The sequence below is a fragment of the Pseudomonas sp. ADAK2 genome (assembly GCF_012935755.1).
GTDB lineage: Bacteria > Pseudomonadota > Gammaproteobacteria > Pseudomonadales > Pseudomonadaceae > Aquipseudomonas.
Window position 1 is genome coordinate 4,495,100 of the sequence record NZ_CP052862.1, and the last position, 15,380, is coordinate 4,510,479.

Below are 15,380 nucleotides of genomic sequence, written 5' to 3' on the forward strand. Positions count from 1 at the left end.
AATCACCCTCAGATGACTCGCTCCACAAAAAATTAATAATTAAATGTTCCTGGAAAACTGGCACTAAGTAAGGAGGCTGTGTGACGGAGAAAGATAAATTAATTAGAATTGCTGTGGATGCACCTCCTGGATCATTAAAATCTCCTCGCAACTATGGGGCGCTACAGTTAGCCAGTTTGGGAGCGCTTCCTCCACGAGCACCATTGTCTACGCCACTCCCAAACGTGAGTATAGAAGGCGGCTGTGATATAAATATTGAAGATGAGGGGCATACCTACATCCTTTCTCCCAACGCTAATAGCAGCCGTAACCTGGATAATATTTCAGGAAAAGATTATTTAAACGGACTTAATTATCTAGCTAGCCATGATCTCATTGTCCGTCATCTAATCATGAGTAAAGCAACGTTAGGGTTAACACAAGATGGCAGTGCTATTATCAGATTTAAGGAAAAAGTTTCAGCCTTTGAAGGATTGCTATCCTCCCCCGCTTGGATACCGTTTCGTACTGATAAATGGCCAGGAGCCCGACAAGTCTGTGAAATTGCCCCTAATCGGTGGGAGGCTTTTTGCCCTCAAGACAGCGTCCCTTCTATTCTTATAGAAGTTGTTCGTAACCCTGAAGAGAATATCACTCTTTACGAAAAGGGAATCATTAATCAGACTGCAGACACCGCTACTCCATTTAACTCAATGCCATCAGCAAATGGAAAGCGTATCGTTAAAAAAACATCTCTTAGAGCTATTATTGTTTTCTCAGGTGAGCTTATTGGAGATGACAAAAAATCAATTCGCAAAGAAATTAAAAATATTATAGAAAAAACCAACTGCGGAGAACACGTAGGTTGGGCAACAGCCTCTACACCATTTGATGATCCAGTACCGCTAAGAAATTTAATACCTTTAGATTGGTCGCCGATAGCCTCGAGAAATGGTCTTACTCTAGCTTTTTCCGATTATTATCCTAATGCCACAGTAGCTTGGTCTATTGCAACGACTCTTCATCAAAATGGCATACCGTGCACTCCCGTTTCTGACAGCTATTCAGCGCCTAAAGTTAAAGCAGCTATGCGACTAATGATAGTTTCTGGGCCAACTGATGATGCTTGGGGTAGATATGCATCATTAATATTATGCCCAGCCTGGCGAAGTGAATCACAAGCGCAACAATTATATGTTAATACATTAAAGTCATCTGTGTTTAGTAATGCGCATAGACAATTGCTTGATGATTTATTAGATGATTTATGTCCAAGTGTGATAATTGGTGCTATTCCAAGCATTTGCTTGAGCAATGTTAATTTTAAAAATTGATATATCCATTGCAACTATTCAGCTAATGAGGGCCAAGCTATGAATATGATACATACAAAAGTAGATTTACATATTCCCCCGCTAAATAGTTCGAGCAAGGTTTGCGAAGATATAATTAAAACTTTTGGCCTGTCCGAAGAAGGGTGGATGGAGTCGCTATCAAATTTAGACATTCCTACAGATGGGGTTGTTCTAATAACAGGGGCAAGTGGTGTTGGTAAAAGTCTACTATTAAGAGATATTTCTCGACATTTTTCAGATATAAGAGAAATAACAAATGATATTGATAAAGAGAAATCTATCGCGGAAATTATATCTTATGGAGATGCAGGTGACGTCATCCGTTATCTTTCAAAATTTGGGTTGGGAGAACCACGTATCCTGATTGGTCCTTTTTCTCACCTTTCTGATGGACAAAAAGAACGCTTCCTTATTGCGTTAGCTTTACTCCAGGGAGTAGGACCACTTATCCTTGACGAATTTACTACACGATTGGACAGGCGCACAGCTCTAATTGTAGCCATGAATTTAGGGAAAATTCTTCGCTCCAATAAACAAAGTGCTTTTATTGCAAGTTGCCATGATGACATTGTCGACTTCTTGAACCCTGATGTTCATATTAAACTGTGCTCTAATGGGAAGCACCGTATTTTTAATAAAAAACCAAAAAGCACGAATATATTAAAAAGTCTGGAAATAAAAATTAAAAAAGGCACTATAGACGATTATAAAAAACTTTCTCGCTATCATTATGAAAATGACAACCCGAACGACATTGATATGTTAGCACCTCTAGTTGATCATGTTGTCACCGCTTACTCTAAAGGAGAGTTGGTGGGTGTTAATTTGTGTATTCGCCCGTGGCCAAAAGCATTTGACATATTTCCTGAGTTTTCAGAAATCAATAAATATGTATTGCAATCATTCCGGGTCATTGTACATCCACAGTATCGCGGCATTGGACTAACGAAGGCATTAGATGTCATTCCTAACGCCAACACAAAAGTACTATTATCCTGGTCTGCATTTTCTTCATATTACTCTTTCCCTATTCTTGCAAGCTATCAACGGTTAAATAGCCCGTTTGAAACAATGAGCCACGCAGAGACCTTGCTTCAAGCATTTGTTGAGCCCCGACAAAAAAATAAAAAAAAATCACTTCACCTCAATATGGAGTGCAGTCAACTCTGGCAAGAGCTCACAAATGAAGAAAAGAAAATATTGAAGACGTTAATTGTAGATGCCGCCAGTGAGAAAAGTTTGCGTCTGGCGCTCTTTCAAAGAAAAATATCTGGCTTGGATACCTCCGCTGAGTCCATAAGCTTTATTAAAGCTATTTTTCTAAAGCTTTATTCCAAGTCCAGCAATGAAGTTTTACCCATGATGTTGGCTGAAACGGTTTATAGACCTATGGCTATGTTTGTTAAAAATATAAGTGATACGAATGTAGCAGAGGATTCCCGCCTTGCTTAAAAAAGAAAGCCTGTGGGTATTACGTGGTGATGTTGTTATCCTTAGTGATGACAATCAACTTAAGCTGATCACAGAGAATGGCATAAAAAGTATCAAGCCCCCTAATTCAGATACTGCGAAATTACTTCATCTACTGAGTACAGTAGGCGTAGCAGTAGAAGTTGATAAAGAGCCAGACGGAAGCCTTCTTCGGAAACTAAAAGATGCTAATCTCATTCATACTGCCCCGCCTTATGGGATGACGCCGTTACAGACTATGCAATGGTCGTGGAATGAAGCTGTTGCACCAAATCAAGAAATGAGTCAGCAGCTAAAAAACTCATCCATAGTAGTTGTTGGATGCGGTGGTACAGGAGCTTTAGTTGCACAAAGCCTTGCCGGTTCAGGTGTGGGGTCTTTTGTTTTGATTGATTTTGACAAGGTGAGCATGAACAATCTTAATCGTCAATTTGTTTTTGGTGCACACGATATTGGTCAATATAAAGCAGATATACTTGCTCAGCGATTAATAGAAAATCAAAAAGTAGTAGACGCTACATCCGTTATAGCTGAGATAACGTCTAGTAAACAGTTGGCGAAGTTAGCGAAGGGCGCGGATTTAATAATCTGTTGCGCTGACGAACCTAAAGGAGCTATTCAAAGTTACGTCGCTAACGCAGCAGTAAAAGCAGGCACATCGGCGCTGTTCGGTGCCGTTGGTATTAACAACGGTATACTTGGGCCGCTTCTTAGAGAGAGATCTTCATTTCAGGCCTATCTACGCTGGATTAGAGAGGTGCGCAGCGTTTGTAAAAAAACAATTGTTCCTGCACGTTTTCCGTCCAATGGAATAACAAATTCCATTGTTGCTAACCTTATCGCGTGGGAAGCTTTTCAGTATTTGGCAAAAATGGGGCCTTCAAAAACAGATGCATGTACCTTGAACTTAAATTTCAATTCTTTTGAATTTACAAAAAAACAGGTATTTGAATAAAAATGGGCGCATTAAATTTTTTCAAAAATAAGAACGATAACTTATATTATTCCTTGTCGATTTTTATGAATTTGGATGTTCAGAGAAGTTTGTTTGTGCTTTACTTGCTGCAACTTGGCATCACACAAGGAGAGATAGGTATTCTTCAATCGTTTCTATTCTTTTCTTCCGTAGCGTTAGAAATTCCATCTGGTTTACTCGCAGATCGATATGGTCGAAAAATCTCTCTTATAATCGGTTTTTTAGGGTTATTTATAAGTGGTATTGGTTTTTTGCTGTTTTCATCTTTTATTCCTTTCGCAATTATATTTTGCTTATTCGGCGCTAGTATTGCTATGGGCTCCGGTTCAGACAGGGCGTTATTGTATGATAACTTACTAGCTGAAAATCGAGCAGAAGAGTATCCTAAAATATTATCGCGTGCCCGTGCCATTGGTGCTGTGTCATTAGGTTTGTCTATGCTATTGGGTGGCGTATTACAAGACACTTGGTCTTGGAATACTGTATATATTTTCTTTGCGATATCAAAGCTTGTTGGCGCTATTGTTGTAACACTCATTCCCGAAATCAAGCTCCCGTCTATTTCACTGAACGCCAATAAAATAAGCGTCATGAGCGACAAAAAAACAGAGGGGATTTTTACTTTATTAATTAATTTTTTCCGCTCTAAAAAAGGCGCTTTTCTTATGCCTTTATTTATTGGGTATGCCTTATTCGAACTTTCAACAATCCCTTTGTTTATTTATGGGCAGCCATTTTTTTCCATGCAAGGCTTAGAGGTCCCTATCATTGCTGGTATTTATGCTGCCGTTGAAGCTATATCTGCTGGCATGTTTGTGGCTGCCGGCTTTATATGTACTAGATTCTCTCTCGGTATCATTGCTTTCACTACTACTGTTGTTGTTACTTTTCTTCTTTTCATTTTGTCATTGAATATTGGAATCATTACTTCAGTTGTCACTTTTCTGTTAATCATGTCGCTCCCCGCCATCTATGAGACCTCATATGAAACCTATATTCATGATAATGTTGAGTCACGTATCCGAGCATCTTGCCTCTCTGTAGCAAACCTAGTTAACTCAGTTATTATCGGCATCTCCTATACTGTTTTCGGTGGACTATTAGACCTATATGGTTTCTCGTTGACTTTGATTATAGTTGCAGCCACTTGTTTTGTTGGCTTATTTGGCGTAGGTACAACATTGCTGTTAGGTGGGCAAAAAGTCCATTTGAAAAAACAAGAAGCTTAAATCGTCTCGAATTTTCTAGACGCTTTCCAGACTCACTGCGTAAAGCGTTTAAAACGCTACCGGTGGCAGCTGGATATTGGTAACCCTAGCGTCGTTCCCGGCGCCATGGGCGTTTGCTCGAGCGCGTCGGGATTACCACCGTGCTGGTGGCGTTTATCCTGATCTACACCCTCGGGCCGAGCGGCTTGTGATGGCCGATTCTGATCGCGGCGACCTTTCTTGACCTGGGTAACCGTATCAACCAATTGGCCAACCAGCTCTGCGTCTTGGCGCTGGAACCGTCCGCCACCAGCCGCCTCAACACGGTGTTTATGGTGGTCTACTTTATCGGCGGCGCCTTGGGTTCAGCGGCGGGGGCGGTTTAGTCGTATCCGGCTCATGCTCAGTACACCTGTGCGATGTCCCCAAGAAATTGGGGATTTCGACCTTCGTGGCCTTGGCTATCGGCATGATGTCTGATCCGCCACACCACCCGTCTATGGCATGTTGGTGATTCGGAAGTCAGGTGGCTGGAGGGCTGCGAAAGTTTTTATTCCTTAGATCACTATAGAGGTTACTACGCAGTGCCTTAATCGAGCGGCTGTTCAATACAGCCGCTCAAGGCACAAACTCCACCCGCAGCCCTCTGCTCGCACTGCGGCCCTGATCATCAGTGACGCGTAATTGATACTGCCCTGACTTGCCCGGCCGCCAGTTCAACGTGGTCTGCGGCGGGCCTTGGCCGATGAGGGTCTGGTCGGCAAACCAATAAAGCTTTAACGCATCACTGGCGGCATTGGCGCTCAGGGAGATGCTGTCCTGTGGCTGGGAAAGCCGTAGCTGATAGCTGACCTGGGTGAGTGGCGACCTGATTTGTGGTGCTTCGCTCTGGCCGCCGGAGGGGTTGGGCTGGCAGTTCTTGACCACGTTGGGCGGTGTGCGCCGGGGCAGGCCGGCGGCGCGGTACAGGCGTTGTACGTCGCTGGGCCAGAATTCGAAGACTTCTTCGCGGGTGTACTGCGGATCGAACGGCGCGCAGGCGGCTTTGCCGGTGCGGGTGTCGATCAGCACCGGACGGTGCAGGTTGGACACGCGGATCGGCGAGACGCCGGGGACGTACCAGGTTTTGCGGGTCAACGGACACCAGCGGTTCGGCAACTCGCCGGAAGCGGCGCAGATGTCGATGCGCGTGAGGCCCGTGGGCGGTTTGTCGACTCGATCCGCCACCGTGGGTAAGGCCAGGGGCAGCGCATCGGCGATACGAAAGAACAGCGGTGCCGCGGTTTTTGCGCCAATGAACGCCGGGTTGGGGCGGCCGTCGAAGTTGCCGACCCACACCACCAACACGTAGGGCCCGACGATGCCGGCGCTCCAGGCATCGTGAAAGCCCCATGAGGTGCCGGTTTTCCACGCGGTGCGCCAATGCCGGCCACGGCTGTCGGCGGGCAGGCCGTCGGGGCGTGGGTTACGCCTGAGCATGTCGCGGACCATGAACGCGGCTTGCGGCGTCAACAATGCATCGCCGCTGCTCTGCGGTTGTTCGCTCAAGTAACGCAGTGGCCGCAAATGGCCGTCGCCGGCCAACATCAGGTACAGCCGCGCCAACTCCTCGGGCGTCATCTCGCCGCCGCCCAGGGCCAAGGCCAGACCGTAATGGCTTTCGCCGCGCATGCCCTTGATCCCGGCCTGCTGCAAAAAGCCGTACAACGATGGGGATTTGACCTGGCTAGCCAGCCACACCGCCGGAATGTTGCGGCTGCGGATCAGGGCATCGCGGGCGGTCAGCGGACCGACATAACTGCCGTCGAAATTTTCCGGCTGAAAGTAGCCGAAGCTGCTCGGCATGTCCTTAAGGATGCTCATCGGATGGATCAGCCCCTGGTCCAACGCCAGCCCGTAAAGGAACGGCTTGAGGGTCGAACCTGGCGAGCGCCGCGCCAGAATGCCGTTGACCTGGCCGTGAAGCGCTGTGGATAAGTAGTCCGCCGAGCCGACCAGCGCCTTGACGCTCTGGTCGCGACTGTCGATCAGGATCGCCGTAGCGTTTTCGACACCGGTGCTTTTGCGCTCGGCAATGAATCCGCCAATCAGCCGTTCCAGTAACTGCTGCAAGGGCAAATTCAACGTGCTGTTGAGCTCATTGCCCGTCTGGGCGGCCAGTAACTGCTCGCTCAAATGCGGCGCCAGAAACGGAATCTGCTGGCGGTTGCGCGCTTCCAGCGGCAGCTCCAGCAAACTGCTGTTACGTGGGTCATCGGGGTAGGTGTCGCGCCACTCTGCCATCAAGCGCAGTCGCGCGTTCTGCAATGAGGGCCCGAAACTGGCGCGGCGTCCCGGTTGCTGCGGGATCACCGCCAGAGCCAGGGCTTCGGATAGCGACAACTGCGCCGCCGGTTTGCCGAAGTAAATCCGGCTCGCCGCCTCCGCGCCTTCGATGTTGCCGCCCATCGGCGCCAGATTGAGGTAAGCCTCGAGAATTTCGTGTTTGCCGTAGCGCGCCTCCAGCCACAAGGCCAGGGCCATTTGTTGCAGCTTGCCGGGGATCTGCCGGGTGTTGAGGTCCCACAGACGCCGCGCCAGTTGCATGCTCAGCGTCGAGCCGCCCTGACGCTGGCCACCGCTGTAAGTCGCCGTGGCCGCCCGCAGCAGCGCCGGAGGATTGATCCCCGGATGCCAAAAGAAGTTACGGTCTTCCTTGAGCAGCAGTGCTTCGACCAACGTCGGCGAGAGGCGCTCCAACGGCAGCCAAAGCCGATACTGGCCGTCGGCGGCCAGGGTCATGCGCAGCAGCGAGCCATCGTCCGCCAACACCTGGCGTGACGATGACGTCGTTTCGCTCAGCGGCGCATGGGGCCACAGCCTCAGCCCCAGCAACACCGCCCCCGCCGTCAATCCAACGGCCAGCAGGCGTTTCAATCGTCGCCCCGGTTTCCTCAAGGTTTGACGATTTCCAGCTGACCGACTTTGCCACGGCCCTGCAGGGTGGTTTCGTACATGCCTTCGGCGTAGGCCGGTGGCGTCTTGAAGGTCCCGGCATTGGTGGCGCGCACCCGATAAACGAAAGTGCCGACATCGCGCCGCGCCATACCGTAGAACACCACGCGGTCATCGCGCACATCGATGTAGTTCGGCGCCCAGTCGCTCAATGCACTTTCACCGACCGGGGGTTGCCAGGCTTCGGCTTCTTCGCTGTCTTCGCTGTATTGCGACTCATCGTCTTCCTCGCTGGCAGCTTTCGGCTCCGGTGGCAGGCGATACACCGGCTCGATCCCGCCCGGCAGCAAATCGACGACAGCCACTTGCTGCACTTGGTCGCGATCGGTAGCGCGCAGGCGCAGGCGCACCAGGAACTCATCGCCGACACTGACCTTGCTGACCGCTTTGCCGTCCAGGTCGAGGTATTCGTGGATGATCTCCAGGCCATTGCTGATTGGCTTGAGGGTGCCGCGATCGAAACCGGCCTCGCTGAGCATGTAGAACGCGGCCGGGCCGTCGGTTTTTTCCATCAGCAGTTTCTTGGTGCCGACCGGTACGGCGGCGCGCGGCGGCTGACCGGCCATCTCCAACAGTTGTTGCTGTTTGTCGCCCAACCAGGCCGAGGCCTTGAGGGTCATGTCGCTTTGCGCGCGCTGGCCGTAGTTGTCCAGGCCACGCAACAACAGCGCGGCGGACAGCGAGTTGTAACGCTGCTCGTTGAGGCGCTTGCCGAGTTTATCCAGCAAGGCCACCGGCACATCGTCCAGCAACTCGGGGAAATGGCGGCTGAGCAAATGCAGGTGCTCGGCGTCATGCACCAGCGGGTCGTAATACAAACCGTCGCTGTCCCAGGCATCGGCGACGGAGCGCCACGGGATCTTGCGGAACAGCGCATCGGCCTGGCGATCCTGCTTGAGCAATTTGTAGCTGGCGGCGAGGTAAGCGGCGCCCAGGTCGTTGGTCCAGGTGGCTTTGAAGTAGGTCTCGTAACGCTCGCGGATATCGCTCACGGCGCCGCTGACCAGAATCCCCTGACGACTCAGCAAGTAGCTGGCGTAGGCGCGGTTGCGCAACTCCGACAAGCCTTCACTCGGGCCGTTGGCCAGGTCGGTGAGGTAAGCGTTGGCGCGCACCAGCAGGTCTTCCGGTACTGCCAAACCACGTTCCTTGGCTTCGATCAGGAAGTCGGTGGCGTACAGGCTGGCGTAAGGCGCGACGTCCGGGTTGGCCGCCCACAAACCAAAACCACCGGCCTGATTCTGCCGCTGACGGAGCATCCGTACCGCGCCGGTAAAGGCTTGTTCGGCTTCGGGTGCGGTGCCGCCCCAGATCAACGCCGGCATGGCCTTGGACACCAATTGCTCGGTGCAGGCGTAACCGTAGTCATCCAGGTAATGCTTGAGGCCATTGGCCCAGACCAGCGGCGAGGCGGCGACACCCACTTGCACATTGCGCAGTTGCCCGAACAGGTCGCGAGTCGGCTTCAGCTCTTTACTGGCGCTGTCGAAACGGCCGAGGCTGAGGGCTACCCGGTGTTCGGTCAATGGGCGGATCGAGGTGGTTTCCGCGACCTGGATCCGTTTGCCGTCCGGCAGTACCGCGATAAAGCGCAGGTCGGCCGAGCCGAGGTTTTCCAGGACTTTGATGCGGAACTGCGCCACGCCTTCCTTGCGCGGTTGCAGTTCCAGGGTGTTGTCCTGAGCGCCTTCGACTTTCAGGCCGCTGCTGGTTTGCAGCTCGAATTTCACCTTGGCGGCCGTGTCGAGGTTGCTGAACACCCCGGCGCTGACGCTGAACACATCGCCCGGCGCGACAAACGCCGGCACGTTCGGCGTGATCACCAATGGCCCGCGCACCTCGGTGGCGGCCTCGCTGACCCCAACGCTGTCGGCATCCACGGCCACGGTGAACAGATGCAACTTGCCGTTGAAGCTGTCCGGTACCTGGTAATGCAGCACGGTTTCCCCGGCCGGCAGGTCGATCAGCCCCGACCACCAGGCCACGGGTGGCTGGTGTTTGCGCTTGAACGGGTTGAGGTGCGAAGCCAGGGCGTTTTCGGTATCGCCGCCCGGTGCTGCGCCGCTGAGCAAACGGCTGAATTCCGGCAGGATCAGGTCAAGGATCTGGCTGGTGTTGACCTCCAGCGCGCGTTTCTGGAAGAAGAAACTCAGCGGGTCCGGCGCCTTGTAGCGCGCGACTTGCAGGATGCCTTCGTCCACCGCGTAAACCACGGCACGGGAAGGCCGATCCGCCGTGACCTTGATATCCAGCACTTGCCCCGGCTCGATTTTCGCCGGGCCTTCGACCTTCAGCGCCATGCGCCGCGCATCGAGGTTGATGCTGAACGGCACCACCCCGTAGGACAGCGGGCTCATGTAGACCTCGGACGAACCGATGTCGCGCACGAATTGCACGTTGATGTAGGCGTTGCCTTCAATCCCGGCCGGTACACGGATGTGCTGCACGCTGTTGGTGCTGTCGGCCTTGAACCATTGCTGGGTGTAGACCTTGTCGCGTTCGATGGTGATCAGCCCGGCGCCGGTGTAAGGCGCGCGAATGCTGATGGCAATCTCATCGCCGGTGGCGTAGCTGCGCTTGTCCAGGCGCAGTTGCAGTTCGGCGTTGCGCTCCAGGGAGCGCGAGGTGTTGGCTCGCCCGGCGACGCTGTAGTCGATGGCGTTGATGACGTTGCCGTTGGGGTCCTTCAATTTCAGGGTGTAATCGCCCGGGGTGGTGGTGTTCAGCGTCTGCTTGGCGCCGGCCTTGCCCAAAGTCAGGGGTACGGCAGGCTGGCTGATGTTCTTGACCCGCGACTCGTATTTGAAGGTGCCGTTGGCTTGCTTGATCAGTACCGAAACGTAGCGATGCTCCACCAGTTCGGTGCTCAGGCCATCCACGGCCCGTGGCGTGAGGTCCGGCGCGATGGCCAGCCATTGCACCTGGCGCGGGGCGTCCTTGGCGACGTAGTTGAGGGCATCCGGGCTGGTTACACCCACCAGATACGGCGCGGAGGACACCAGCAGACTGCTCTGGGCCGCGACGTTACGGCCACCTTCGGCCTCATAGACCTGAGTCATGACTTGCAGGCGATAAGTGCTGTTGGCGAAACGTTGCAGGTCGAGGTCGAGCACCGCCTGACCGTTATCGTCGGCCTCGGCTTCCGCCAGGTCTTCGGAACTGGCTTCTTCCAGGGAATCGCGCAGGTGGAATCGATAATCCGGGTAACGGTCAAACGCCGCCGCCGTCGGGTTCAGGGACATTTTTGCCGTCACCCGCCGGCCCGTCGCCGGGGCACCGAACAGGTGCAGGGCGGTGACCTTGGCCACCACTTGGTCGGGCGGGATCCAGCCGACTACTGGTGTGTCGTGCAGGGTCAGGCTGACCTTCATGCGGTCCGGCTCGAAATCGCGAACCTTGAAACTGACGCTGCCCAGGTCGGTGCGCGACTGTTTCTCGCCGATCAATTGCAGGGTCGCGCTGTAATCCCCGGCTGGCGCGACTTCGCTGCTGGCGAAATCAAAGCTTTCAAAGCCCGAAGCCGACAGTTTGAGCGGCTGGCGGATGACTTCCATGCCCCGTGGGTCGAGGATTTTCAGTTCCACCGGCAGGCCCTGCAAACCACCTTTCCAGTTACCGCTACGGACGATCATGCCCAAGTGCGCCGTTTCGCCGGGACGATAGAGGCCGCGATCGGTAAACAGGTAAGCGCTAAGACGCTCGGTGGCGCCGTCTTCTTCCAGGCCGCCGATGTCGAAGCGCGACAGGTCGAGTTGCTGGGACTGGCGGGCGATTGGCAGGAAAGATTGGTCGTTGCCACGGGTCACCACGTACATCAGCGGTGTTTTTTCGCGACGCAACTCATCGAGCTTGGCGAAGTGCACATGGCCCTCGGCGTCGGTTCTACCGCTGCTTACCGGCAAGCCGTTGCGCCCGATGATGTCGACCTGTGCCTCGGTTACCGGCGAGCCATTGCCGATGGACTGCACGTAGACATCATGGCTGCCGTCGCTGGAACGCTTGGCGATGATTCCCAAATCCGTGACCACAATGAAGCGCAAGTCGCTGGTGGTGTTGTCGGAATAGCGGTCGAAGGTGCGCTCGGACTGATCATCCTGGGAGCTCAACTTGAGCACGAAAATCCCGCGACGCCCGCCATTGGCGTTGAGGTAGCGGCTGAGGTCGACGTTGTCGTAAACGGTTTTCGACGGGTCGGCGGCGTTCAGCGGGATGTCGAGGGACATACGCTCGACCATCCGGTCGAAATAGTCATTGCTGAAGTTGGGCCGGGCGAAGCTGCCGCTGCTCTGGTCCACCAGGTGTTGCAACTGGTTGGGCAGCAAACGGGCGATTTCCACATGGGCGCCGGGCACGCCACGGGACATAAAGCCCAGGCGTTTCTCGCCGGTGAGGCTCAGCAGTGCGCCGTCGGACAGGAAGCGCAAACTGCGCGGATAGGCCGGCATGCTGACCAGCGACACCGTAGGATTCTTCGCCAGGTAACCGCCGATGGCTTCGAGGTTGGCCGGGACGCGGATGTACAACGCACGACCCGCCGGCGCCTTGAACTTGAAGGCGTGCTGGGTATTGAGCGGTTCGATGCTCGGGACGTGGGTCAGCGCGACCTTGGTGCTGCGGGCCAGCAGTTTTTCGTCGATGTCTTGGCCGTACCAGGGCGTTTGATCGTCGGCGGGTTTTTCCGGCAGCAGCCAGGCTTGCACCTTGCCGGCGAGCATTTCATCGGCCACGGCACTGGAGCTGCTGAACATCAGCACCGGTTCCGGCTCGCCGCGTTCGTTGTCGACAAACTGCACGTCGGCGTTGCCGAAGGTCAGGCGATAGCGGCCGGGTACGGTGACTTCAGCGCTCAGCGGAGCAGGGCTGGCATTGCCGCCGTCCCGGGCCTTGATGCCTTCATCGAGCTTGATTGCCACCGCCACGCTTTCCAGCGGTGTGGCGAGGGCGGCGGAGCGGATGTAGACGTTGATCTTGTGTTCGTCGAAGGTGATTTCAGGCTTGTTCGGAGCCTGGGTATCGCGGTAAGCCAGGCCTTTGCCCAGGGTGACGGTCACGCGTTTGCGCACGCTGTCTTCGTCCACCGGATGGGTGAAGCCGAAGGTCGTGACTTGCTGTTTAAGCGTCGGGTTGACCGGATCCTGGTACAGCTCGTTCTGGACCAAACGCACGCGGAAAGCGTCAGTGGCAATCTTGCTGCTGTACTGGTTCAGCAGCACGCCGCCAGCCAGCAGGCCTTTCTTCGCGAGGTCGAGGTTGTATTCGGCGTTGATCGGCCAATCCTGATCCGGCACGAACACCAGGTTGCGATCATCCTCCCAACGCCAGACGCCTTTGACGGCGGGTTTAAGGGTGATGCCCTTGGTGACCGGTTTACCGATGTCCTGCAACGGCGCCACGGATTCAGTGAAGCGCACTCGCACGTTATTGAAGGTGGGCGGCGTTACGGCGTAGTTGGTCAGGCTCGGCGATTGCACCGAGTAGGTCACGGTGTGCGGTTGCGGTAGGTGGGAATACCAGTGCCAGCCATACACACCGGCCGCCACCAGCAGGGCAACACCCAGCACAGCCGCCGCAATCTGCTTTGGATAGGGCCGGGCCTTGTGCCCCAGCGCGACCAGGCGTTTGCCGAGGGCAGCCATCCAGGACGGCGGCTGCCATTGGCCAAAGACCGCTTTAAGCAGCCAGCCCATGAGGCTGAAAAGCGCACCCATCACGGTTAAAAAAACGCCGAAAAAACGGCGGCAGGTTTTTTTGAACGTGTCGAACATGGTGCGCATCCTTGGCAAAGTGCGGCATATCCTACACGTGAACCTGAAAAGTGTTACGGGGCTTTTAGATCAAGGCTCTCAAGTCCACCAGTAGCGCACTAGATGGAAGAAGATCGGCGCCGCGAAACACACCGAATCCAGCCGATCCAGCATGCCGCCGTGGCCTTCGATCATGTGCCCCCAATCCTTCACGCCGCGATCGCGCTTGATCGCCGACATCACGATGCCGCCGGCAAACCCCAGCAGGTTGATCAGCAGGGCAATCAGGAACGACTGCCACGGGTTGAACGGCGTGGTCCACCACAACGCCGCGCCAATCAACGAGGACAGCAGCACGCCGCCGACAAAGCCTTCGACGGTTTTCGACGGCGATAGGTTGGGTGCAATTTTGTGTTTGCCGAACAACTTGCCGCACACGTACTGCAACACATCCGACAGCTGCACCACGATCACCAGATAAGCGATCAGCAACAGGTTGCGGCCTTCATAACCGGCGATGTCCAGGGTCAGCAGGGCGGGCACGAACGACACGCAGAACACTGCAATCATCAAGCCCCACTGCACTTTCGACGCCCGTTCGAGGAAGTGCGTGCTGTCGCCGCCCAGCGAGGCGAGGATCGGCAGCAGCAAGAACACGTACACCGGGATAAAGATCGAAAACAGCCCGTACCAATCGAAATAGATCAGCAGGTATTGCAGCGGCAACGCCAGGTAAAACGCCGCCACCAGCGCCGGATAGTCGCTGCGTCGCGTCGGCGTAAGGGTGAGGAATTCCCGTAGCGCATAGAACGACACCGCGTAAAACAGCAGGATCACCGCGCCGGTGCCCAGCCAGAAGGCGAGGCCGATCACCACTACCATCACCCACCACGCATTGATGCGGGCGTTGAGGTTATCCACAACCGGGTTCGGCGTGCCGCGGGTGCGCAACTTGAGGATCAGGCCGATCAGCGAAGCCAGCACCAGAATCAGGCCGATCCCGCCGAACAGCATCAGGGTTTGTCTATCCATGTCAGGAATGCTCCGGGGCGAGGGCCAGCAGCGCGTCGCGGCTGCGTGTCAGGAAATGCTCTTTGCTCTCGTCTTCTTCCAATTGCAGGGGCGTGCCGAAACTGGTGGTACACAGCAGCGGCAATGGCAGCACTCGGCCCTTGGGCATGACCCGATTGAGGTTGGCGATCCACACCGGGATCACTTGGGCCTGTGGATAACTTTTGGCCAAGTGATACAGCCCGCTTTTGAACGGCAGCAGCCCGTCTTCCGGATTGCGTGTGCCTTCGGGAAAGATAATCAGCGAATAACCCGTCGCCAAGGCATCAAGCATCGGCTGTAAGGGGTTATCCACAGGGTCTTTGCGCTCGCGGTCGATCAGCACGCCGTTGAACACCCGGTTGATGATGTAGCGGCGGATCGCGCTTTTGTTCCAGTAGTCGCTGCCGGCCACCGGGCGCGTGAGTTTGCGCAGGGCGGGAGGCAGCGAGGCCCAGAGCAGCACGAAGTCGCCGTGGCTGCTGTGGTTGGCGAAATAGATCCGCTGCACCGGTTCCGGCGCGCAGCCCATCCACAGGCTGCGGGCGCCAGTGACGGTGCGGGCCATGGAGGTGATGAGGGTGGCAACCACAGGTTCGAACAT

Annotated in this window: 8 protein-coding genes; 4 read left to right on the forward strand and 4 right to left on the reverse strand. The window is 54.6% G+C overall.

The genetic code is table 11. The features are described from left to right. Window positions 1-80 precede the first annotated feature (80 nt). From HKK52_RS20605 to HKK52_RS20620, 4 genes are read left to right on the forward strand one after another with little or no spacing between them, the layout of a single operon-like run. Complete coding sequence (locus HKK52_RS20605; protein WP_169372348.1) at window positions 81-1,313, forward strand: hypothetical protein; 1,233 nt, start codon at window positions 81-83, stop codon at window positions 1,311-1,313. A 39-nt stretch (window positions 1,314-1,352) separates the two neighbouring features. Further along, window positions 1,353-2,786, forward strand: coding sequence for a hypothetical protein (locus HKK52_RS20610; RefSeq protein WP_169372349.1), 1,434 nt, complete (start codon window positions 1,353-1,355; stop codon window positions 2,784-2,786). Then, window positions 2,779-3,759, forward strand: coding sequence for a HesA/MoeB/ThiF family protein (locus HKK52_RS20615; RefSeq protein ID WP_169372350.1), 981 nt, complete (start codon window positions 2,779-2,781; stop codon window positions 3,757-3,759). Before HKK52_RS20610 ends, HKK52_RS20615 begins: the two co-directional genes overlap by 8 nt. Window positions 3,760-3,761: 2 nt before the next feature. Then, complete coding sequence (locus tag HKK52_RS20620) at window positions 3,762-5,009, forward strand: MFS transporter (protein ID WP_237150581.1); 1,248 nt, start codon at window positions 3,762-3,764, stop codon at window positions 5,007-5,009. A gap of 597 nt (window positions 5,010-5,606) precedes the next feature. Here the strand turns inward: HKK52_RS20620 and pbpC are convergent. From pbpC to HKK52_RS20640, 4 genes are all read right to left on the reverse strand, one after another. Then, window positions 5,607-7,904, reverse strand: coding sequence for a penicillin-binding protein 1C (pbpC, locus tag HKK52_RS20625; RefSeq protein ID WP_237150582.1), 2,298 nt, complete (start codon window positions 7,902-7,904; stop codon window positions 5,607-5,609). Window positions 7,905-7,921: 17 nt separating this feature from the next. Continuing rightward, on the reverse strand, window positions 7,922-13,747 hold the full coding sequence (locus HKK52_RS20630) for an alpha-2-macroglobulin family protein (protein ID WP_169372352.1): 5,826 nt from the start codon (window positions 13,745-13,747) through the stop codon (window positions 7,922-7,924). 78 nt (window positions 13,748-13,825) lie between these two features. Continuing rightward, window positions 13,826-14,758: a phosphatidate cytidylyltransferase gene (locus tag HKK52_RS20635; RefSeq protein ID WP_149659352.1), complete on the reverse strand. Its 933-nt coding sequence runs from the start codon at window positions 14,756-14,758 to the stop codon at window positions 13,826-13,828. A gap of 1 nt (window position 14,759) precedes the next feature. Continuing rightward, window positions 14,760-15,380 carry a lysophospholipid acyltransferase family protein gene (locus HKK52_RS20640; protein WP_169372353.1) on the reverse strand — a complete coding sequence of 207 codons (621 nt, stop codon included), beginning with the start codon at window positions 15,378-15,380 and terminating at the stop codon, window positions 14,760-14,762.

Excerpts from the sequence above, each read along its gene's own strand:
- HKK52_RS20640 (WP_169372353.1), bottom strand. The coding sequence starts at position 15,380 with ATGTTCGAACCTGTGGTTGCCACCCTCATCACCTCCATGGCCCGCACC.
- HKK52_RS20635 (WP_149659352.1), bottom strand. The coding sequence starts at position 14,758 with ATGGATAGACAAACCCTGATGCTGTTCGGCGGGATCGGCCTGATTCTG.
- HKK52_RS20630 (WP_169372352.1), bottom strand. The coding sequence starts at position 13,747 with ATGTTCGACACGTTCAAAAAAACCTGCCGCCGTTTTTTCGGCGTTTTT.
- HKK52_RS20620 (WP_237150581.1), top strand. The coding sequence starts at position 3,762 with ATGGGCGCATTAAATTTTTTCAAAAATAAGAACGATAACTTATATTAT.
- HKK52_RS20610 (WP_169372349.1), top strand. The coding sequence starts at position 1,353 with ATGAATATGATACATACAAAAGTAGATTTACATATTCCCCCGCTAAAT.